Genomic DNA, 19,006 nt, shown 5'->3' on the forward strand with positions numbered 1-19,006 from the left:
TGGTGCGTGAGACTTGGCGAATGGCAGCGACACCGTATGCTTCTGCCATGAAAAAGGACGACAATCTTCAACAGCATCTTGATCTCTGCAAGCGCATCTACCTGCGGATGCTCAAGGATGGTTCCTGGCCCTGGAGAGACGCGCCAGATTCGCAAAATCCGGTGGATCTGATAGAGTCCAAAGATAATCGCGACGATATATGAAGCCGTGCTTTGGATACATTCGGGTGTCTACCCAGAAGCAGGGACTGGGCGTATCACTCGAGGCACAAAAGGAAGCCATCACGGTCTTTGCGAGTCAGCACAATCTTACCGTCGCGAAGTGGTTCGAAGAGAAGGAAACCGCCGCCAAGAGCGGTCGGCCGATATTTAGCCAGATGCTGAGGCAACTGAAGAAGGGAAAGGCACAGGGTCTCATCATGCACAAGATCGACCGATCAGCCCGGAATCTGCGCGACTGGGCCCTGGTCTCCGAACTGCCGAACCTCGGGATCGACATCTTCTTTGCCACCGAAAGTCTGGACTTCCGATCCCGTGGCGGGCGTCTCGCGGCCAACTTGCAGGCGGTCATCGCCGAGGATTACATCCACAATCTGCGCGAAGAGACGATCAAGGGCCTGAAAGGAAGGCTCAAGCAGGGTCTGTACCCGTTCCGAGCGCCGATCGGATACTTGGACAACGGGCGTGGACAGCCCAAAACGCCATGCCCGAAAAAGGCCCCTTTGATCAGAGAGGCCTTTTCGCTCTACGCGACAGGACAGTATTCGCTCCGCTCCCTGACTGCCGAGCTTGAACGAATCGGTCTACGCAATAATGCAGAAAAACCCCTGAGCCTACACGGCGTGGAGAGCGTTCTCGCCAACCCTTTTTACACTGGCCTCATTTCGATTAAGAAGACAGGCGCGCTGTATCAAGGGGTACACGAACCCATCATCAGCACAAGCATGTTCCAGCGTGTACAGGACGTGAAAGCTGGAAAGGCAGGCAAGAAGGTGACGCGGCACAATCATCTTTTCAGGGGTCTCTTCAGGTGTGGCCTGTGTGACGGTCCGATGTCACCGGAACGCCAGAAAGGCCACGTATACTACCGTTGCCAGAACCCGACTTGTCCGACCACTACCGTACGCGAAGATCGTCTGAACGACGCTATTCTTGCTGCCTTCCACCGTGTGAGGATGAGCGAGGAGGATGCAAGTCGACTTGAGGCAGAATGGAGGAAATGGACTGCGCAAGGTGACAAGGGTCAGCACGTGCGATCAATAGAGCTTCGTATAGCAGAAACTGAAGCTCGACTGATTCGCTTGACCGACCTTCTGGTCGATGGTGTTATCACCGCTGAAGAGCATCAGACGCGGCGTCGGACATTGAGCCTTGAGTTATCTGCATTGAAAGAGGAGCTTGAACACACCGAGAAATTACAGCTGTCTGAAGCCGAGATGCAGAAGTTCCTCGAACTCATGAAAAACCTTGCAGAGCTTCATATTTCGGCGAACGAGCACGAAAAACGGTGGATGGTCGAGAATTGTTTCTCGAACCGGACAGTGATCGGGAAAGAGCCTTTTTTGGAGCCAAATTCCTGGCTTCAATGTCGCGAAATTTCCGAACTGTCTCCTTTGGTGACCCAGAACGACACACTTCTCGAACTTTTCAAAACAGGGAAGATACCAGCCAAGCCCGAAGAGGCGAATACCGGTGTGCCTGAGCCACTCATTGAGAAGCCGACGAATAGAAATTACCCCACAAAAAGCATGCCCGATGATGAAGATGGTTGGTTTTGGACTGAGGCAGCCTAACCTCTTTCCAAGATAATGTAATACTCGAAGGCTGTTCCATTCGGGAACCTTTCCTCACCACCCAACACTCGTGTGTCTTCAATATTCTCATCCAAGACGAAATTTTCTGGGAGTATCATTTGAACGCCCTCAGCCTTCTCGCCTGTGGCAATCGAGATCAAATCAATTGCAATCTCTCGCAGTTCTGACAGCGCTTCCTTTTTGTAGAAGTCTATATTGAAGAAACCTTTGAGCTTTAGTCGCCGGACAGTGTCAGCGTCACCTTCAAGATAAAATGATGCTCTGCTTTGGAGTAAGCCATCATCAAGCTCTTTGTAGTCTGAGGAGGCGAACCACCCTTCGCCGAAGCCGTCAGCGTGGTAATCGCCAGTCCTCAAACCATGATCCTTCAGAAAATCTCTTGCTACATGCGGACTCCATCCTGCTCTCGGGTCCACTTCTGGAGGGTTATCTGCTTCTCGTTCGAATGCCAGAATGCCACTGACGATTTGATTGACATCCTCCTTACTCATCGCTGGAATATTGTGGAATTGTCGAACGGCCCGATGGAGCAACCACGGTCTAGCCATAAATGTCAAAATGAAGCGCTTTTGTGCGTATCGCTTCACATCTTTTGGTTGAAACGTCTTCATCTGAATGCGAATTTTTGCGTTCTCAATATGTGAATAGCAATGCCAAACGTATATAATTGGGATACTCAGAATTGTGAGAAAGATTGGAAGAAGGAAATTCTTTCCATTTTCAGTCGTGACGAATTCTTCTGGATTTTCAAAAATCAGAATCACTGAATTCCAAAAAAAGAATAGGACCACCAATGCAGCGACAATTTCCAAGAACGTTTTGACCTGACGATATTCAGAGTAAACCGTTGTATATGCTATAAGCATGCCGAGAAAAGCGGTTAGCGGAACGAGAACCAACTCAACAGGTAAGCTGAAAGAGTAGGCGACAACCACGAATTCGAATATCACGATTATTCTGAAACTGTCCCAGAACATCGTTCTAAAAAACCGATCTTCTTCCTTCGTGTTAAAGGAGCGCCCCAATAGCACAGCTCCTGAAAAGAAGAACCAAATTAGTGTCTGAGGGAGCTGGTCAATACTCCACAGGTATAGCCCATTCAGCAACCAACACAAGCCTGCAACATACAGTGCAAAAGAGCCAAACAACAATAAAAGCTTCCACTGGAATAACACCTTGAAAAGCTTTGAGAGGTGCTCTCGAGTTTTGTGGTAAAGAAGTAGATAAAGGAGAACTCCACAGACCCAGAATCCAGTAGCGAGCTCGCGGTTGTTAAATGTTTCGTTTAGCCAGCTCCACCAGGTGTTAATATTCATATCTGAAGTATCTCATTGAGTGCTATTCTAGGCAGCCAAATTCACGGTGTGCATCCAACGTATAGAAGTTCAGGCCATTAGTAAGAGTGTGCCCGTGCACAGTAAATTGGCCAATTGCATCAAGCAATGCGTTTTTCTTGAACGGAATGTGTATAGCCTTTGCGGTGCCATTATTGATGCGTTGTTCGAGTGCTTCTGGCCAGCGATGGCTCAGCTCTTCAGGCGCAGTTACCTTGAAATAATTAGTGTATGCACATATTAGCGGTAGCTCATACCGATCTACAGCTTTTTCGATCTCATATGAAAGCATGCTGCCTGATCTTCGAGTGCGGTCACTGAGAATAACTACTACATTCTTTGAGGCTGCCAATCGCTCACGGATTCTAGTCTCAAGGGTCGGGCGAAGGCTTGAATTGCGAACAGCGTAAGTTTTGTCGTGACTGTTTACGTACTTGAAATCTAACCCTTTACCCGAGGCCCATGCTTGGATTGTGGAGTAGTACTTAAAATCAGATTTCGTAGGATCCAGCTCTCCCAACCCGTCAAAGGCTATATAATTTCCATTTCTATACGCCATATTATTTCCAGTGAGTGTTAATTGAACCAAGATTAATTGTGTTCCGGAGGTGTTTGGGAAGAATGATCGTGATTTTTGACGTGACCTTTGCCACCTTGAGCTCTTCAACGATACCAATAAGGATAAGCTGTAGGAGTAGGTGCTCTTTCATTCCAGTTCGTGCCAACCCCGAGCCTAGTAACGGAATATAAAGTGGCTCATTCGAACAGCGTGCACGTGCCTTTTTGAGCAGTCCACGTACTGCCAAAATAATATCTTCGGCATTCGCCTTCGTCGTCCCGTCGCCTACTGCAGTTTTTGCAAGAGCTACAAAAAAGAACTTAGATCCGTTTCTGGCAATAGTACTCACTGTTGTTCCAATAGGATAGCGGAGTGTTTTACCTCGTCGCCTTGCTTCCGTTGAGGACTGAATTTGCTCTAGTTCATTCTCGACAGTTTGATCCCAATCATCTATCGCGCCCGGCCAGTAGTCTCGGAGCACTCTTCCATGAAGCGTATTTGATGAAATGATGATCTCATCCACTTCGCTGTCGAAGAAATCATTGCCTCCGATTGCCTTCCAGCCCTCTTTTTCAAGAAGGTCACCGAATTCAATGGAAACCGGGGGATCGATCACATTGCTTTTGATAGTCACTGAGCCTTTGAGATATCCGTCGATCCAAAAACCATGGACGATCCAGATTAATACAGAAAGTATCAAGCATGAGATGACAAAGAGAAACCAAGGAAAGCTCAAGTCCTGATTGCCAATCACCTCGTACGACTCGACGCCTAGAAAAATTGCCCCGGTCACCATCAATAAGAACTGGGCAAGATGGTTAAGTGATTGAAGTGAATAAATAGTCATTAAGCTTTTACTGAGTGGGTTGCATCTTAAAGAACATCATCACGTATCAATTCGCCTACAGGATGCTGATTGCTGACAGTATTTTAGGGTGTCTCGCTCGGCGAGCAACGCCGATCGACCTTGCTTCTTGCTCATGGTTCCAATTCTACTCCTTTGGTCAAAGATGCCAACCCGTATCTCGGGTGGGTCTGGCGCGCGATTCTATGAAAATAGAATGAACCCTTGTCGATTACATTACCAGCTTACCCTTGAGACAGGGTGCAAGACCATCAAGTAAATCACTGCCGGAAGCCAAGGACAACAGGTGTTTAGTAAGGTGACGCATTCGTTTGAGGAGCATGACGGACAGGTTCGTTTCTTGCTCCACAAAATCGACTTGCCCACACGAAATCCTCGCGACTGGCCCTGTAAGTCACGCGAGCGCTTGGGGTCTTACAAGCCTGTGTACACATGATGATCTGAATCTACTGTCGCGTGAGGGGAGGTCTGGCTGAATCACACGACGCTACCTTAGACATGAAAGATGAGCCTAGAACGAGCCTAGAGTGATTTTCAAGTTAGTCTAAGTGTCTGATTTCAGTGGTGAGCCGTGCAGGATTCGAACCTGCGACCCACTGATTAAAAGTCAGTTGCTCTACCAACTGAGCTAACGGCCCACTCAAGCGCGGTGTCTAGAAAGAGGTGCGCGGGGGGTCAACCCCGAAAACGCGGCCCGTGCGCGGTCGGTGCTGGAAATCCGCTCGCCGCACGCGTATATGCGCGCGCATGGACGATGCGCGCGATACCGGGCTGCCCTTCATGAAGATGCACGGGCTGGGAAACGACTTCGTCGTGCTCGACGCGCGCGCGCGCGCCATCGTCCTGTCGCCAGCGCTGGTCGCCGCGATCGCCGACCGGCGGCGCGGCATCGGCTTCGATCAGCTCGCGGTGATCGCGGCGGGCGAGAGCGGTGCCGACGCGCATCTCACCTTCTTCAATGCCGACGGCTCGACCTCTGCCGCCTGTGGCAACGCCACCCGCTGCATCGCGCGTCACCTGATGGACGAGACCGGCAAGACGGCGCTGACCCTGACCACCGCGCACGGCAGCCTGAGCGCGGTGGACGCAGGCGACGGCCTCACCTCGGTCAACATGGGACAGCCGCAGTTCGATTGGCAGGACATCCCACTCGCCGAGGCAATGGAAACGCTGGAGCTGCCCATCGAGGGAGGGCCAACGGCAACCGGCATGGGCAACCCGCACTGCACCTTTTTCGTCGAGGATGCAGAGGCCGTGCCGCTGGACCGGTTCGGCCCGCGCTATGAGCATCATCCCCTCTACCCCGAGCGCACCAATGTGCAGGTGGCGAGCCTCTTCGGCCCCGACCATATCCGCGTGCGGGTCTGGGAGCGGGGCGTGGGGCTTACGCTGGCCTCCGGCTCGTCGTCCTGCGCCGTGGCGGTGGCGGCGGCGCGGCGCGGCCTGACGGGGCGCAAGGTGCGCATCACACTGGACGGCGGCAGCCTCGAGATCGACTGGCGCGAGGATGGCGTGTGGATGACCGGCGAGACGATGCATGTCGCCTCCGGCGTGCTGACACCCGCATTCCTCGCGTGGCGGTCATGAGCACGCCGCGCTTTGCTACCCTTGGCTGCCGCCTCAACGCCTACGAAACCGAGGCGATGAAAGACCTCGCCGGGCAGGTGGGGCTGGAAAATGCCGTCGTCGTCAATACCTGCGCCGTGACGTCCGAGGCCGTGCGCAAGGCGCGGCAGGAAATCCGCCGCCTGCGCCGCGAGAACCCGGGGGCCCGTCTCATCGTCACCGGCTGTGCCGCACAGACCGAGCCCGAAACCTTTGCCGCGATGGCGGAGGTCGACGCCGTCATCGGCAATACCGAGAAAATGCAGCCCGATACCTGGGGCCGCCTCGCCGCCGATTTCATCGGGGATAGCGAGCGTGTGCAGGTCAACGACATCATGTCGGTGACCGAGACGGCGGGCCACCTGATCGACGGCTTCGGCACCCGTTCCCGCGCCTATGTGCAGGTGCAGAACGGCTGCGATCACCGCTGCACCTTCTGCATCATCCCTTACGGCCGGGGCAATTCGCGCTCTGTGCCCGCGGGCGTCGTCGTCGATCAGATCAAGCGGCTGGTGGGCGCCGGCTATAACGAGGTGGTGCTGACCGGCGTGGACCTGACAAGCTGGGGCGCGGACCTGCCCGTACAGCCCAAGCTCGGCGATCTGGTGATGCGTATCCTGAAGCTGGTGCCAGACCTGCCGCGCCTCCGCATCTCCTCCATCGATTCGATCGAGGTGGACGACAACCTCATGCAGGCCATCGCCACAGAGCCGCGCCTGATGCCGCATCTGCACCTGAGCCTGCAACATGGCGACGATCTGATCCTGAAGCGGATGAAGCGGCGGCACTTGCGCGATGACGCGATCCGATTTGCCGAAGAGGCACGCCGCCTGCGCCCCGACATAACCTTCGGCGCCGATATCATCGCCGGATTCCCGACCGAGACCGAGGCGGCATTCGAGAATTCCCTGCGGCTGGTCGAGGAGTGTCACCTCACCTGGCTGCACGTGTTCCCGTATTCACCGCGCCCCGGCACCCCCGCTGCGCGGATGCCGCAGGTTCATGGTGCCACGATCAAGGCGCGAGCGGCGCGGCTGCGCGCGGCGGGCGCGGCGCGCGTGGCGACACATCTCGCCGCGCAACAGGGACGCGCGCACCGTGTCCTAATGGAGCATCCCCGAATGGGCCGGACCGAGCAATTCACCGAGGTTGCCTTCGACAGCGACCGCCCCGAGGGCGCGATCGTCGCCGCCACCGTGACCGGCCATACCGGCACGCAGCTCACCGCCACCTGAAAGCCACGTCGCGATGCACCCCAACCCTGCCTTTCGCAAGGCCGACACGGCCCTGAACATCGCCTTTGCCCGCGACCAGGGCTTTGGCCTCCTGGCCGTGACCACCGACGATGCGCCGCTCGTCAGCCATATCCCGTTTCTGCTTTCAGAGGACGGCACGCGGGCCGAGTTCCATCTCGTGCGCTCGAACCCCATCGCGCGGCTTATCGCGACACCCCATCGTGCCCGGCTCGCGGTGCAGGGGCCACACTCCTATGTCTCGCCCGATTGGTATGGCGTGGACGATCAGGTGCCCACGTGGAACTATGTCGCCGTGCACCTTGTGGGCGACATCACCTTGCAGCCGCAGGAGCGGATGCGCGACCTGCTCGACCGGCAGTCGGCGCAGTTCGAGGCGCGGCTCGCGCCCAAGCCGGAATGGCGGGCGGACAAGATGACTCCAGAGGTGCTTGACCGGATGATGCGCCAGATCGTGCCCTGCGAGATGCGAATCGACGAGATCGCAGGCACCTGGAAGCTGGGCCAGAACAAGCCGGACGACGTGCGCCTGCGCGCCGCCGACCCGCTGGAGGCGGCAGGGCTGGGACAGGAGGTGGCAACGCTCGCCCGGCTGATGCGCGCGCGCCCGTCGTGAGGCGGCCACCCGGTTCAACGTGACGCGTCAGCCGATCCCCGAAGAGTCCTGCACCCCGCCCTGTAGGCGCCCCTCCAGCGACGCCGCCAGCAGCGTACGCGCATACTCGGTACGCGGTTCGGTAAAGAGCGCCTCGGCTGTGCCCGCCTCGACCACGTCGCCCTCCTTCATCACCAGCACCCGGTGGCTCATCGCGCGCACTACCGCGAGATCGTGACTGATGAACAGGTAGGCCAGCCCGTATTTCACCTGAAGATCGCGCAGCAGGTCCACGATCTGCACCTGCACCGTCATGTCAAGCGCACTGGTCGGTTCGTCCAACACCACCAGTTTCGGCCGCAGGATCATGGCCCGCGCGATCGCGATCCTTTGGCGCTGCCCGCCAGAGAACTCGTGCGGGTAGCGGTCCATCGCCACCGGGTCGAGCCCCACCTCCGCCATTACCTCGGCCACCAGATCCCGCTCTGGCCGCCCGCCGGGGTTGCCGTGCACGCCCAGCCCCTCGGCGATGATCTGCGCGCAGCTCATCCGCGGGCTGAGGCTGCCGAACGGGTCCTGGAATACGATCTGCATCTCGGCCCGACGTTTGCGCAACTCTCGCGTTGACCAGCCATGCACATCTTCGCCCGCGAAGCGGATACCGCCCTGCGACGCGATGAGTCGCATGATCGCCAGCGCGAGCGTGGTCTTGCCCGACCCCGATTCGCCCACGATCCCCAGCGTCTCGCCCGCGCGCACGCTTAGAGTGGCGTCATTCACGGCCTTCACATGGCCCACCGTGCGCTTCAGAAACCCCTTCTGGATCGGGAACCAGACGCGCAGGCCCTCGGTTTCGGCCACCACCTGCGCGCCCTCGGGCACCGGCGCGGGCACGCCCACCGCCTGCGCGCCCAGCAGCTTGCGGGTGTAGGGATGCTGTGGCGCGTCAAAGACCTGTTCGAGCGTCCCCGCCTCGACGATCTCGCCATCCTTCATCACGCAGACCCGGTCGGCGATACGCCGCACGATACCGAGGTCATGGGTGATGAACAAAAGACCCATCCCCTCGTCGCGCTTGAGGTTAGCCAAAAGCTCGAGAATCTGAGCCTGGATGGTCACGTCGAGCGCCGTCGTCGGCTCGTCCGCGATCAGGATATCGGGCTTGTTGGCAAGCGCCATTGCGATCATCACCCGTTGCCGCTGCCCGCCCGACAATTGATGCGGGTAGGCCCCCAGACGGCTCGCCGCCTCGCGGATACCGACCCGCTCCAGCAGATCCACGATGCGCTCCCGCGCCGCCTCGCCGGTCAGCCCCTGGTGCAACTCCAGGCTCTCGCGCAACTGTTTCTCCAGCGTGTGCAGGGGGTTGAGGCTGGTCATCGGCTCCTGGAAGATGAAGCTGATATCGTTGCCGCGCACCTGCCGAAGGCGCCGCTCATCCGCGCCGATCATCTCCTGGCCATCATAGGTAACGCTGCCCGTCACCTCCGCCGATGACCCCAGGAGCGATACCGTGGACAGCGCGGTGACCGACTTGCCCGAGCCGCTCTCGCCCACGATCGCAACCGTCTCGCCCCGGTCCACCGAGAACGACACACCGCGCACGGCGGGCACCACCTGCCCGTCCTGCCGGAACCCGACGCTCAGATCGCGAACCTCCAGCACGCTCATTGAAAGGTCTTTCTCGGATCGAACGCGTCGCGCACGCCCTCGAAGATGAAAACGAGCAGCGACAGCATTATTGCAAAGGCAAAGAACGCGGTGAACGCAAGCCACGGCGCCTGCAGGTTCTGCTTGGCCTGAAGCGTCAATTCACCAAGCGAGGGCGAAGACGACGGCAGCCCGAAGCCGAGGAAATCAAGCCCTGCCAAGAGCGAAATCGTCCCGGTGATGACGAAGGGCAGCATCGTCAGTGTCGCCACCATCGCGTTGGGCAGCATGTGGCGGAACATGATGGTGATGTTGCCCACCCCCAGCGCCTTGGCCGCGCGCACGTATTCGAGGTTGCGCGCGCGCAGGAACTCGGCGCGCACCACGCCCACCAGCGCCATCCAGCCGAACAGCACGGTGATGACCACCAATAGCCAGAAACTTCGCGGCAGGATCGCGAACAGGATGATGATGACGTATAGCTGCGGCGTGGAGGCCCATATCTCGATGATGCGCTGAAAGAACAGATCGGTCTTGCCCCCGAAATACCCCTGCACCGCTCCGGCAAAGATGCCGATGACCGAGGACAGAAACGTCACGATCAGCGTGAACATCACCGACAGCCTGAAGCCATATAGCACCCGCGCCAGCACGTCGCGCTTGGTGTCGTCGGTGCCCAGCCAGTTCTGCTCGTTGGGCGGCAGCGGCGCCGCGCCGTCGCGATCCACGATCGTATCGTAGCTATAGGGGATGGGCGGCCAGATCGACCAACCCTTCACGATCTCATCACCGCCGACAACGCCATCCTGCGCGTCCGCCATCACGCCCTCCGGGTCGTCGAAACAGGTATCGAGCCCGCCGCTCGCGATCAGGCACTGCACCTCCGGGTCACGATAGATCGCCTCGGTCCGAAAATCGCCGCCGAATGCCGTCTCGGGATAGAAACGAAAGATCGGCATGTAATACTCGCCGCGATACTGCACGAGAATCGGTTTGTCATTGGCCACGAACTCGGCACAGAGCGTGATCGCGAAGATCACCGAAAAGATCACCAGCGACCAGAACGCACGCCCGTTGCGCCGGAAATTCCGCCAGCGGCGCTGGTTGAGCGGCGACAGCCGGATCACCGTGCCCCTCCTTCATCTTGCCGGAAATATTCCGGGGGAGTCGCGCCAAAGGCACGACGGGGGCAGCGCCCCCATGATGCGCCACCCATCCTCAGCCCTCCCGCTTCTCGAAGTCGATGCGCGGGTCGACCAGCACATACATCAGGTCGCTCAGCAGGCCCACCAGAAGCCCGATGAGACCAAACAGGAACAGCGTGCCGAACATCACCGGGTAGTCGCGCCCCACCGCCGCCTCGAACCCGAGCCGCCCCAGCCCGTCGAGGCTAAAGATCGTCTCGATCAGCACCGATCCGCCAAAGAAAACGCCGATGAACACGGCCGGGAACCCCGCGATCACGATCAGCATGGCGTTGCGAAACACATGGCCATAGAGCACGCGTTTCTCGCTCAGCCCCTTGGCCCGTGCGGTCATGACGTAGTGTTTCTTGATCTCGTCGAGAAAGCTGTTCTTGGTCAGCAGCGTCAGCGTGGCAAAGGCCGAAATGGTCGAGGCAAGAACCGGTAGGAAGATGTGCCACAGGTAATCGACGATCTTGCCGAAGATACTCAGCTGTTCGAAATTGTCCGAGGTCAGGCCCCTGAGCGGGAAGAGTTGGAAATAGCTGCCCCCGGCAAACAACACCAGCAGCATGATCGCGAACAGGAAGGCCGGGATCGCGTAGGCCACGATGATGACGCCGGAGGTCCAGGTGTCGAACCGCGACCCGTCGCGCACCGCCTTGGCCACGCCCAGCGGGATCGACACGATATAGGCGATCAGGGTGGACCATAGCCCCAGCGAGATCGACACCGGCATCTTCTCGAGCACGAGGTCGAGCACCTCCACCTTGCGAAAATAGCTCTCGCCGAAATCGAAACGCATGTAGTTCCACATCATGTTGAAGAACCGCTCCAGCGGCGGCTTGTCGAGGCCGAACTGTTCCTCGAGCTCGGCGATCAACTCGGGCGGCAGGCCGCGCGCGCCCAGATACTGGTCGTTGCCCCCGCCCGACAGGTCCTGCCCGGTATCGCTCCCTGACCCGGCGAAGCTCTCGAAAACGTCGCCCTGCCCCTGCATCTGCGCGATCATCTGCTCGACCGGGCCGCCGGGGACGAACTGCACCAGCGCGAAGTTGATCACCATGATGCCGAAAAGCGTCGGCACGATCAGCAACAGCCGCCGCAGGATATAGGCCCCCATCTCAGACGGCCCCCATGGCAACGACCGGCATCAAAGCGCGCCCGCGGCCCGCAGCGCTGCGGCCTTTTCCTCGTCATACCACCAGAAATCGAGCACACCGGTGGCGTAATCCGGCAACGGGTCGGGATGGGCATACTGATCCCAGTAGGCGACCCAGTTCTTGTCGAGATACCATGTCGGGATCATGAAGAACTCGTAGCGCAAGGCCCGGTCGAGCGCCATCAGCGCCACGTCCTGCTCTTCCTTTGAGGTCGATTCGAGCGCCTCGTCGATCAGCGCATCCACCAGCGGGCTGGCCAGCCCTGCCGGATTGAACAGGCTGAATTCCGCCTCGCGCGAGCCATAACGCTGATGCAGGCCGGTACCTGCCTCAAGGAAGGGGATATAGCTGTCAAAGACGATGTCATAGTCCCGGTCGCGCTCGCGGGCGGTGTATTGCGCGGCGTCGATCTTGTCGAAGCGCGCATCGACCCCCATGAGTTGCAGGTTCGAAACGAAGCTTTCGACCACCGCCGACATGGTGGCCGAGCCCGAGGCCGAAATCGGGATCTCGATGCTGAGCAATTCGCCCGTCGCATTGCGCCGCTTGCCATCGTCGCCCACTGGCCAACCCGCCTCGTCCAGGAGCCGCATCGCGCGGCGCAGGTTGCGCCGATCGTTAAGCCGGTCGGGATCGGAGGAATGCGCCCGAACCGCCGGTTCGGTCAGCATTTCCTGCGGCACCAGATCGCCCAGCGACTCCAGCAATTGCCGTTCGGCCCCCTCCGGCACGCCCTCGGCCTGCAAATGCGTGTCCTGCACAAAGGAATGCCGCTGCTTGAACAGACCATATTGCAGCGACTGGTTGGTCCATTCGAAATTGTAGCCCAGCGCGATGGCGCGGCGCACGCGCTTGTCCTTGAGCACCTCGCGCCCGAGGTTGAAGACGAAGCCCGCAGGCGTCGGCGGCAGCCCGTCGGGCAATTCGGCCTTGACGACATGGCCTTTCCTGACGGCCGGAAAATCGTAACCGGTGGCCCATGTCTTGGAATTTCCCTCGGGGCGGAAAGTGTAGATGCCCGCCTTGAACGCCTCGAAAGCGGCGTTGTCGTCGGCGAAATACTCGATACGGATACGGTCGAAATTGTGACGGCCCTTGTTGATCGGCAGATGCCAGCCCCAGTAATCGGGATTGCGCGCATAGACGATGTTGCGGTTTACCTCATAGCTCTCGACCTGGTAGGGGCCCGAGCCCGGCGCGGCCTTCAGCCGCGGCTCGTCCAGGCGCGCGCCCGTCTCCTCGTACCAGGTGCGCGGAAAGACCGGCGTGCCGCCCACCTGGTCGATCAGCGAGCGCCGCGAAATGCCCTCGGCGAACTCGAACCTCACCGTGTGATCGTCGAGCGCCTCGGCCCCCGGCACCCGCCGCCGCACCGCTTCGGCGTAAGAGCGCAGACCCTGGTCGAGAAACAGGTTGTGCGAGAACACCACGTCATGCGCCGTCACCGGTGTGCCATCGGCAAAGCGCGCCTCGGGACGCATGTGAAAGATGACCCATGTCTTGCCGCGGTCGTATTCGAGGCTCTCGGCTAGCAGGCCATAGCCCTCGTTGTAACGATCCCCGGGCAGCGGCTCGCCGGTGGCCTCCGATCCGCCCAGCAGGCTTTCGTAGACCATCCACGACAGCCGCCCGGCGCGGCCCTTGCGCGAATACGGGTTCATCGAATCGAACGTGCCGGGGGCGTAGAGTGAAATCTCGCCTCCCTTGGGCGCGTCGGGGTTCACATAGTCGAAATGCGGGTAATCGGCTGGATACTGCAGGTTGCCGAAGAAGGAATAGCCATGCGCGCGGATGATCTCTTCCTCGGTCGCGCGCGCCCGTCCTGGGCCGGTCAAATGCAAGGCACTCCCGGCCATCAACGCCCCGAGCCCCTTCAGGGCAAGGCGGCGACTGATCGGCGCGCCTGCGCGCGGCGGCATGATGTTCATGGTGTCCTCCTGTCGGTCCGCGCCGTTTCCCGCGCGTTTCAACGGCAAGCTAGGGGCCAGCCGCGCCGTGTTCAAGCGCCGAAGGGGCGCGCACATGCAAAGGGCCGCCGCCCTGCCGGGCGGCGGCCCCGAATTCCCAGCACCTTACCTCAGTTCGAGATGCTTTGAAGATAGCCGATCACGTTGGCGCGGTCCTGTTCGTCCTTGAGGCCCGGATAGCCCATCCGGTTTCCCGGTGCGAACTCGCGCGGGTTCTCCAGCCATGCGCTCAGCTTTTCCACGGTCCAGTCGCCGTCGAGCCCCTTGAGCGTGTCGGAATAGCTGAACCCTTCGACACTGGCGATGTCCCGGTTCACGACGTCGAAGAGGTGCGGGCCGACCTTGTTCTTACCGTCCTCGACCGCATGACAGGCGGCGCAGCGGCGATAGACCTTCTCACCTGCGGCAACATCCGCGGAGGCGACCATCGCGGCAAAGCCGCTTTCGCCACCGGTGTCCTCGGTGGCAGCTTCTTCGGCAGCGGCCTCTTCGGCAGCGGCCTCCTCGGCCGGGGCTTCCTCCGCAGGTGCCTCTTCGGCAGCGGCCTCCTCGGCCGGGGCTTCCTCCGCAGGTGCCTCTTCGGCAGCGGTTTCCTCGGCCGGGGCTTCCTCCGCAGGTGCCTCTTCGGCAGCGGCCTCCTCGGCAGGCGCTTCGATCGCAATATCGTCGCTACCATCGACCCCGTCGAGATACGCAATCACGTTGGCGCGATCTTCGGGCTTGCCCAGCCCGGCAAAGCCCATGCTCGTCCCGGGCGCGTAACCAGCGGGATTCTCGAGAAAGGCAAAGAGGTTCTCTGCGGTCCAGACATCCGCAGCCTCGCTCAGCGCGCCGGAATAGCCGAACCCGTCAACGCTCCCCACATCGCGACTCACCACATCATACAGATGCGGGCCGACACCGTTGGCGCCATCCTCGACCTGGTGGCAGGCCTTGCACTTGTTGAAAACGCGCTCGCCCTTGCCGGCATCGGCCTCCGCAAACAGCGCCGCGAGATCGGGGCCCTCGTCCACGGGCTCTTCGCTGGCACCCTCGTCGCCGGTATCAATGACGTAGCCCTGCGCGTGATCCTCGCCGTGGCCGCCCCCCATCGAATAAATGCTCTCGGCTGCCCAGCCTCCCAGCAAGAAGACCAGAAGGGAGCCGCAAATCGCACCCGTGGCCTTTGTAAGTGTCATCGTGTCGAACATTGGCTCGCTTCCGTTAGATCTGTCGCTTGCGCGGGTATCTATCCGCTTCCCCTACCGCTTCGCAAGGTATAGTTTCCGCGACCAAACGCCCGAAAGGGGCTTCAGGAGGGACAGGTTTTCACGATGACCGACCGCATTGCCTTTCAGGGGGAGCCTGGTGCATATTCGCATCAGGCCTGCCATGAGACCTATCCCGACATGGAGGTGCTGCCCTGCCGCACCTTCGAGGACACGATCGCGGCGGTGCGCGAGGGCACAGCACGCCTGGCGATGGTCCCGGTGGAAAATTCCACATTCGGGCGCGTGGCCGATATCCATCACCTGTTGCCCGAGTCCGGGCTGCACATCGTCGGCGAGGCCTTCGTGCGGGTGCACATCAACCTGCTCGCGCTGCCCGGCGTGCGGCTCGACCAGATCGAGAGCGCGATGAGCCATACCGTGCTTCTCGGCCAGTGCCGAGGCTTTCTCGAACGCCACGGCATCCATCGCGTGACCGGCGCCGACACCGCCGGATCGGCCCGGCAGGTCGCCGAGGAGGGCCGCCCGGAACTGGCAGCGCTGGCCAGCGAACTAGCGGGCCGGATTTACGGGCTCGACGTGATCGCCCAGCACATCGAGGATCAGGACACCAACACCACGCGCTTTCTGGTGATGGCGCGCGAACCCGATTTCTCGCCACGCGGCGAGGACGGGATGATGACGACCTTCGTCTTTCAGGTGCGCAACCTTCCCGCCGCGCTCTACAAGGCGCTTGGCGGGTTCGCCACCAATGGCGTGAACATGACCAAGCTGGAAAGCTACATGATCAACGGGTCGTTCACGGCGACACAGTTCTACGCCGATATCGAGGGGCACCCGGACGATCCCGCCGTGGCCCGCGCGCTGGATGAGCTGGATTACTTCACCTCCGACATCACCATCCTCGGCGTCTATCCCGCCGATCCGCGGCGGCACGACGGCGTCTGATTCCAGACGCACGAAACCCGGCACCGGGCCGGGTTTCGCAACTCTTGAGGGATGGCGTCACACCAGGTGCGACGCCCGGCAGCGGACAAAATAGATGATGCCACCCAGAAGTGCCCCGATCACCCAAGCATAGCCCGAAAGCTGGCCAAGCGCAGGCACCCAGACCGTCGCCACCGAAAACACCGCCGCGATGGCAAAGGCGAAGAGCGCATTGCGGTTCCAGCCGCCGGTATAGTGGTAGGTGCCGCCTTCCATATTATAGAGGTCGTCGCGCTTCAGCGCCTCCTTGCGCAGCAGGTAGTAATCCACGATCATGATGCCGTAGATCGGAGCCAGCGTCGCGCCGAGCGTGTTGACGAAACCGCTGATGCCGAACTCGCTGATAAAGCTGGTCCAGAACCCGCCGATCACGAGGGCAAAAACCGACGTGATGAGACCCGCCTTGCGAAACCCGATCTTCGACGGCGCAAGGCTCGCGATTCCGTTCACCGCCGGGATGAAATTGGCCACCAGGTTGATACCCACCGTCGCCGCGAAGAAGGTGATCGCGGCGATAACGCCCAAAAGCACGCTGTCGGTGCGCCCGACGATCTCGGTCGGGTTGATGATCTTTTCGCCATAGACAACCGCGGCACCCGCCGTGGTCAGAAGCGCCAGCGCCGAGAACAGGATCATGTTGAACGGCAGCCCCACGAGGTTGCCCACCACCATCGCGCGCTTGTCACGGGCATAGCGCGAGAAGTCGCTGAAGTTGATCATCACGGCCGCGAAATAGGCCACCATAGTGCCGATGATCGCGATGAATCCGTTGAATTCCGTGGCCCAGGTCGCGTTCGGATTGGCAAAGATCGTCTGCGCCTGCGACAGAAGCTGGCCGTCGGATTTCACCCACAGCACCGTCAGAAGGCCCATCATCACCAGGTAGACGAAAGGCCCGGCAATGTTGAGAAAGGTCTCGACCCAGTTCATTCCGCGCCAGAAAATGACAATGTGAAACGCCCAGACCAGCACGAACGAGAGCCAGTCGATGCCCGTCAGGCCCAGCACTTCGGCCCCGCCGGTGACGCCCGTCACGGACCGTATCAGCAGCGCCAGCGCGGTCGAGGCGAAATAGACCTGCACGCCGTACCAGAACACCGCCACCGTAGAGCGCAGCACCGCCGGAAGCATCGCCCCCGCCGTGCCCATGCTGGCCCGCGCGAAGACCGGATAGGGAATACCGTATCTCTCGCCCGCGGCGCCCGAGAGGTTGACGAGGAACATCACGAAAAGCCCCGCGCAGATGAGCGCGGCAAAGGCCGTCCAGCCGCTCACTCCGTAGGAAATGAACAGCGACGCCACCAGCGAATAGCCAAATAGCGATTGGATATCGTTCGCCCAGACGTTGAAGATGGCGAACCAGCTCCAGGTTTTGTCCTCTGGCGCGACGGGATCGAGCGTGTCGTCGGCCCCCTGTGCCACCTGTCCGTCGAGTGTCATGGTCTGCATGTCTTAACTCCCTGATAAGGCCGCGCGCGGCGATGTGGATGGTTGTGTCCTTTGGAATCCCGCCGTGATCGCACCTGTTATATTGCATCTGAAATGTTAGATGTTATGTTAGCAATTGATAATATGTGAATCGCGAAAGGACTTTCAAAAATTGCAGGACAATGACGTCGCCACCTTCGAGTCCTCGCCGCGCGGGACCGCGGCAGAGGGCCTGACCGAGCGGGCCCACCAGGCCCTGCTCGCGCGGTTGCGTGATGGGCGACTGTCGAGTGGCAGCTTCCTGTCCATGCCGATGCTGGTCGAAGAGCTCGGCCTGCCGATGGCCGCCACGCGCGAGGCCGTCAAGCGTGCCGAGGCGGGCGGACTGCTCGCCATCCTGCCCAAGCGCGGGATCACGGTGATGGATGCCGGGCCCGAGACGACGCGCGAATGCCTGGAGTTGCGCGCCATGTTCGATTGCGAGGGCGCGCGGCGCATCATCGAGACCGGCGCCCCCTTCCCTCTCGCTGCGCTTCGCACGGCGCATGAACACCTGCGCGACGAGGCGGCGGCAGCGATGACCGCCGATCTGCCGGGGCGCGCGATCCGTACCGACCTGTCACTGCACGACGCGCTGGCCGCCGGGCTCGGCTCTGCCCTCGCCCGCAGGCTCTATGCCGAGAACCGCGACCGGATCGCGGTGATCCAGAACACGCGGCCCTTTCTCGCCGACCGGGTCGCCTCTGCCATGCGCGAGCATCTCGCGATCCTCGACGCGATCGACGCCGCCGACACGGCCCGCGCGGCGCACGAAATCCGCGAGCACCTGCGCCACACGCTGCGCTGGTGGGGTATCTATCCCGAGTGACCCGTCCGCTCAGGCGGTGCGCTTGTGGCGATTCTCGACGTCCATCGCGTATTCCGCGAGCCGCAGGTTGAACCGCTTGGACAGGTTGCCCTTCGCCAGCTTCATGGACTGGATCATCAGTCGACCCGCCAGGTTGCGCGGCGTAATGCCCAGATCAACGCTGAGCCGCGTGCGGGCGCGCGACAAAGAAACGAGTTCGACCCGCATCAGCGCTTCAACTGTGGCCGCCTCGGCCCCGAGAACGATCCCGTTTGGCGGATCGAGCTCGCATAGTCGCAGAGAAAGGTCGCGCATCCGTCCTCGCAGCTTGAACCGCGACTGCCAGGTCATGCCGACACCCGGCTCCGCCATCGTATCGGTGCGCTGCACGTCCGCGCCGCGACGCATGGCCCCGCGCTCGAACCGCTTGAAATCCGTGATCTCGGCAAACACCTGATCGATCGGTGCCTCGATGTCTTCCCTGCCTTTGAACTGCATTCTCACCCTGCCCTTGACGCGCCTGCCGTTACCGCGCCGCGTGACAGTCT

Annotated in this window: 17 protein-coding genes and 1 tRNA gene; 7 read left to right on the forward strand and 11 right to left on the reverse strand. The window is 60.3% G+C overall.

From position 1 onward, the window contains the following. Positions 1-47: 47 nt before the first annotated feature. Together C6W92_RS17625 and C6W92_RS06650 are read left to right on the forward strand one after the other, a co-directional pair. Positions 48-203: a hypothetical protein gene (locus C6W92_RS17625; protein WP_164989184.1), complete on the forward strand. Its 156-nt coding sequence runs from the start codon at positions 48-50 to the stop codon at positions 201-203. After that, the gene (locus tag C6W92_RS06650) at positions 200-1,792 is read left to right on the forward strand and encodes a recombinase family protein (protein ID WP_129432233.1); all 1,593 of its coding nucleotides are present in this window, start codon (positions 200-202) and stop codon (positions 1,790-1,792) included. Before C6W92_RS17625 ends, C6W92_RS06650 begins: the two co-directional genes overlap by 4 nt. Here the strand turns inward: C6W92_RS06650 and C6W92_RS06655 are convergent. From C6W92_RS06655 to C6W92_RS06670, 4 genes are all read right to left on the reverse strand, one after another. Next, positions 1,789-3,129 carry a hypothetical protein gene (locus tag C6W92_RS06655; RefSeq protein ID WP_129432234.1) on the reverse strand — a complete coding sequence of 447 codons (1,341 nt, stop codon included), beginning with the start codon at positions 3,127-3,129 and terminating at the stop codon, positions 1,789-1,791. The genes C6W92_RS06650 and C6W92_RS06655 overlap by 4 nt on opposite strands. A gap of 22 nt (positions 3,130-3,151) precedes the next feature. Further along, the gene (locus tag C6W92_RS06660; protein WP_129432235.1) at positions 3,152-3,706 is read right to left on the reverse strand and encodes a TIR domain-containing protein; all 555 of its coding nucleotides are present in this window, start codon (positions 3,704-3,706) and stop codon (positions 3,152-3,154) included. A 1-nt stretch (position 3,707) separates the two neighbouring features. Beyond that, the gene (locus C6W92_RS06665) at positions 3,708-4,553 is read right to left on the reverse strand and encodes a macro domain-containing protein (protein ID WP_129432236.1); all 846 of its coding nucleotides are present in this window, start codon (positions 4,551-4,553) and stop codon (positions 3,708-3,710) included. A 580-nt stretch (positions 4,554-5,133) separates the two neighbouring features. Beyond that, positions 5,134-5,209, reverse strand: a tRNA-Lys gene (locus tag C6W92_RS06670). 109 nt (positions 5,210-5,318) lie between these two features. Between C6W92_RS06670 and dapF the strand changes: the two genes are divergently transcribed. Genes dapF through C6W92_RS06685 form a run of 3 tightly spaced genes read left to right on the forward strand, consistent with a single transcriptional unit; the run spans position 5,319 to position 8,045 of the window. Then, positions 5,319-6,158 carry a diaminopimelate epimerase gene (gene dapF / locus C6W92_RS06675; protein WP_129432237.1) on the forward strand — a complete coding sequence of 280 codons (840 nt, stop codon included), beginning with the start codon at positions 5,319-5,321 and terminating at the stop codon, positions 6,156-6,158. Then, positions 6,155-7,411, forward strand: coding sequence for a tRNA (N(6)-L-threonylcarbamoyladenosine(37)-C(2))-methylthiotransferase MtaB (gene mtaB / locus C6W92_RS06680; RefSeq protein ID WP_129432238.1), 1,257 nt, complete (start codon positions 6,155-6,157; stop codon positions 7,409-7,411). The genes dapF and mtaB overlap by 4 nt, the downstream gene beginning before the upstream one ends. Positions 7,412-7,424: 13 nt before the next feature. Continuing rightward, positions 7,425-8,045, forward strand: coding sequence for an FMN-binding negative transcriptional regulator (locus C6W92_RS06685; protein ID WP_129432239.1), 621 nt, complete (start codon positions 7,425-7,427; stop codon positions 8,043-8,045). A 27-nt stretch (positions 8,046-8,072) separates the two neighbouring features. On the opposite strand, the gene C6W92_RS06690 is transcribed toward C6W92_RS06685, so the two are convergent. The 5 genes from C6W92_RS06690 to C6W92_RS06710 form a co-directional block, all read right to left on the reverse strand. Further along, complete coding sequence (locus tag C6W92_RS06690) at positions 8,073-9,695, reverse strand: ABC transporter ATP-binding protein (RefSeq protein ID WP_129432240.1); 1,623 nt, start codon at positions 9,693-9,695, stop codon at positions 8,073-8,075. Continuing rightward, the gene (locus C6W92_RS06695; RefSeq protein ID WP_129432309.1) at positions 9,692-10,798 is read right to left on the reverse strand and encodes an ABC transporter permease; all 1,107 of its coding nucleotides are present in this window, start codon (positions 10,796-10,798) and stop codon (positions 9,692-9,694) included. The genes C6W92_RS06690 and C6W92_RS06695 overlap by 4 nt, the downstream gene beginning before the upstream one ends. Positions 10,799-10,892: 94 nt before the next feature. Beyond that, complete coding sequence (locus C6W92_RS06700; protein ID WP_104020335.1) at positions 10,893-11,981, reverse strand: microcin C ABC transporter permease YejB; 1,089 nt, start codon at positions 11,979-11,981, stop codon at positions 10,893-10,895. Between the two features lie 30 nt (positions 11,982-12,011). Beyond that, positions 12,012-13,877, reverse strand: coding sequence for an extracellular solute-binding protein (locus tag C6W92_RS06705; RefSeq protein WP_241691093.1), 1,866 nt, complete (start codon positions 13,875-13,877; stop codon positions 12,012-12,014). A gap of 221 nt (positions 13,878-14,098) precedes the next feature. Beyond that, a complete protein-coding gene (locus tag C6W92_RS06710) occupies positions 14,099-15,178 on the reverse strand; it encodes a cytochrome c family protein (RefSeq protein WP_129432241.1) in 1,080 nt (359 codons plus the stop codon). Positions 15,179-15,301: 123 nt separating this feature from the next. Here C6W92_RS06710 and C6W92_RS06715 point away from each other — a divergent pair, with 123 nt between their 5' ends. Beyond that, positions 15,302-16,144 carry a prephenate dehydratase gene (locus C6W92_RS06715; protein WP_129432242.1) on the forward strand — a complete coding sequence of 281 codons (843 nt, stop codon included), beginning with the start codon at positions 15,302-15,304 and terminating at the stop codon, positions 16,142-16,144. Between the two features lie 57 nt (positions 16,145-16,201). Here C6W92_RS06715 and C6W92_RS06720 read toward each other — a convergent pair whose 3' ends face one another. After that, complete coding sequence (locus C6W92_RS06720) at positions 16,202-17,623, reverse strand: NCS1 family nucleobase:cation symporter-1 (RefSeq protein WP_129432311.1); 1,422 nt, start codon at positions 17,621-17,623, stop codon at positions 16,202-16,204. Between the two features lie 160 nt (positions 17,624-17,783). On the opposite strand from C6W92_RS06720, the gene C6W92_RS06725 reads away from it, so the two are divergent. After that, on the forward strand, positions 17,784-18,479 hold the full coding sequence (locus tag C6W92_RS06725) for a GntR family transcriptional regulator (protein WP_241691090.1): 696 nt from the start codon (positions 17,784-17,786) through the stop codon (positions 18,477-18,479). A 9-nt stretch (positions 18,480-18,488) separates the two neighbouring features. Here the strand turns inward: C6W92_RS06725 and C6W92_RS06730 are convergent, their stop codons facing one another. Beyond that, a complete protein-coding gene (locus tag C6W92_RS06730; protein WP_104020339.1) occupies positions 18,489-18,956 on the reverse strand; it encodes an SRPBCC family protein in 468 nt (155 codons plus the stop codon). Positions 18,957-19,006 lie beyond the last annotated feature (50 nt).

The organism is Roseovarius sp. A46 (assembly GCF_004126395.1).
In the GTDB taxonomy this organism is placed as follows: domain Bacteria; phylum Pseudomonadota; class Alphaproteobacteria; order Rhodobacterales; family Rhodobacteraceae; genus Roseovarius; species Roseovarius nitratireducens.

What these genes read in the sequence shown, in the direction of transcription:
- C6W92_RS17625 (WP_164989184.1), top strand. Translation starts at nt 48, where the DNA reads ATGAAAAAGGACGACAATCTTCAACAGCATCTTGATCTCTGCAAGCGC.
- C6W92_RS06650 (WP_129432233.1), top strand. Translation starts at nt 200, where the DNA reads ATGAAGCCGTGCTTTGGATACATTCGGGTGTCTACCCAGAAGCAGGGA.
- C6W92_RS06655 (WP_129432234.1), bottom strand. Translation starts at nt 3,129, where the DNA reads ATGAATATTAACACCTGGTGGAGCTGGCTAAACGAAACATTTAACAAC.
- C6W92_RS06660 (WP_129432235.1), bottom strand. Translation starts at nt 3,706, where the DNA reads ATGGCGTATAGAAATGGAAATTATATAGCCTTTGACGGGTTGGGAGAG.
- C6W92_RS06665 (WP_129432236.1), bottom strand. Translation starts at nt 4,553, where the DNA reads ATGACTATTTATTCACTTCAATCACTTAACCATCTTGCCCAGTTCTTA.
- dapF (WP_129432237.1), top strand. Translation starts at nt 5,319, where the DNA reads ATGGACGATGCGCGCGATACCGGGCTGCCCTTCATGAAGATGCACGGG.
- mtaB (WP_129432238.1), top strand. Translation starts at nt 6,155, where the DNA reads ATGAGCACGCCGCGCTTTGCTACCCTTGGCTGCCGCCTCAACGCCTAC.
- C6W92_RS06685 (WP_129432239.1), top strand. Translation starts at nt 7,425, where the DNA reads ATGCACCCCAACCCTGCCTTTCGCAAGGCCGACACGGCCCTGAACATC.
- C6W92_RS06690 (WP_129432240.1), bottom strand. Translation starts at nt 9,695, where the DNA reads ATGAGCGTGCTGGAGGTTCGCGATCTGAGCGTCGGGTTCCGGCAGGAC.
- C6W92_RS06700 (WP_104020335.1), bottom strand. Translation starts at nt 11,981, where the DNA reads ATGGGGGCCTATATCCTGCGGCGGCTGTTGCTGATCGTGCCGACGCTT.
- C6W92_RS06705 (WP_241691093.1), bottom strand. Translation starts at nt 13,877, where the DNA reads ATGGCCGGGAGTGCCTTGCATTTGACCGGCCCAGGACGGGCGCGCGCG.
- C6W92_RS06710 (WP_129432241.1), bottom strand. Translation starts at nt 15,178, where the DNA reads ATGTTCGACACGATGACACTTACAAAGGCCACGGGTGCGATTTGCGGC.
- C6W92_RS06715 (WP_129432242.1), top strand. Translation starts at nt 15,302, where the DNA reads ATGACCGACCGCATTGCCTTTCAGGGGGAGCCTGGTGCATATTCGCAT.
- C6W92_RS06720 (WP_129432311.1), bottom strand. Translation starts at nt 17,623, where the DNA reads ATGACACTCGACGGACAGGTGGCACAGGGGGCCGACGACACGCTCGAT.
- C6W92_RS06730 (WP_104020339.1), bottom strand. Translation starts at nt 18,956, where the DNA reads ATGCAGTTCAAAGGCAGGGAAGACATCGAGGCACCGATCGATCAGGTG.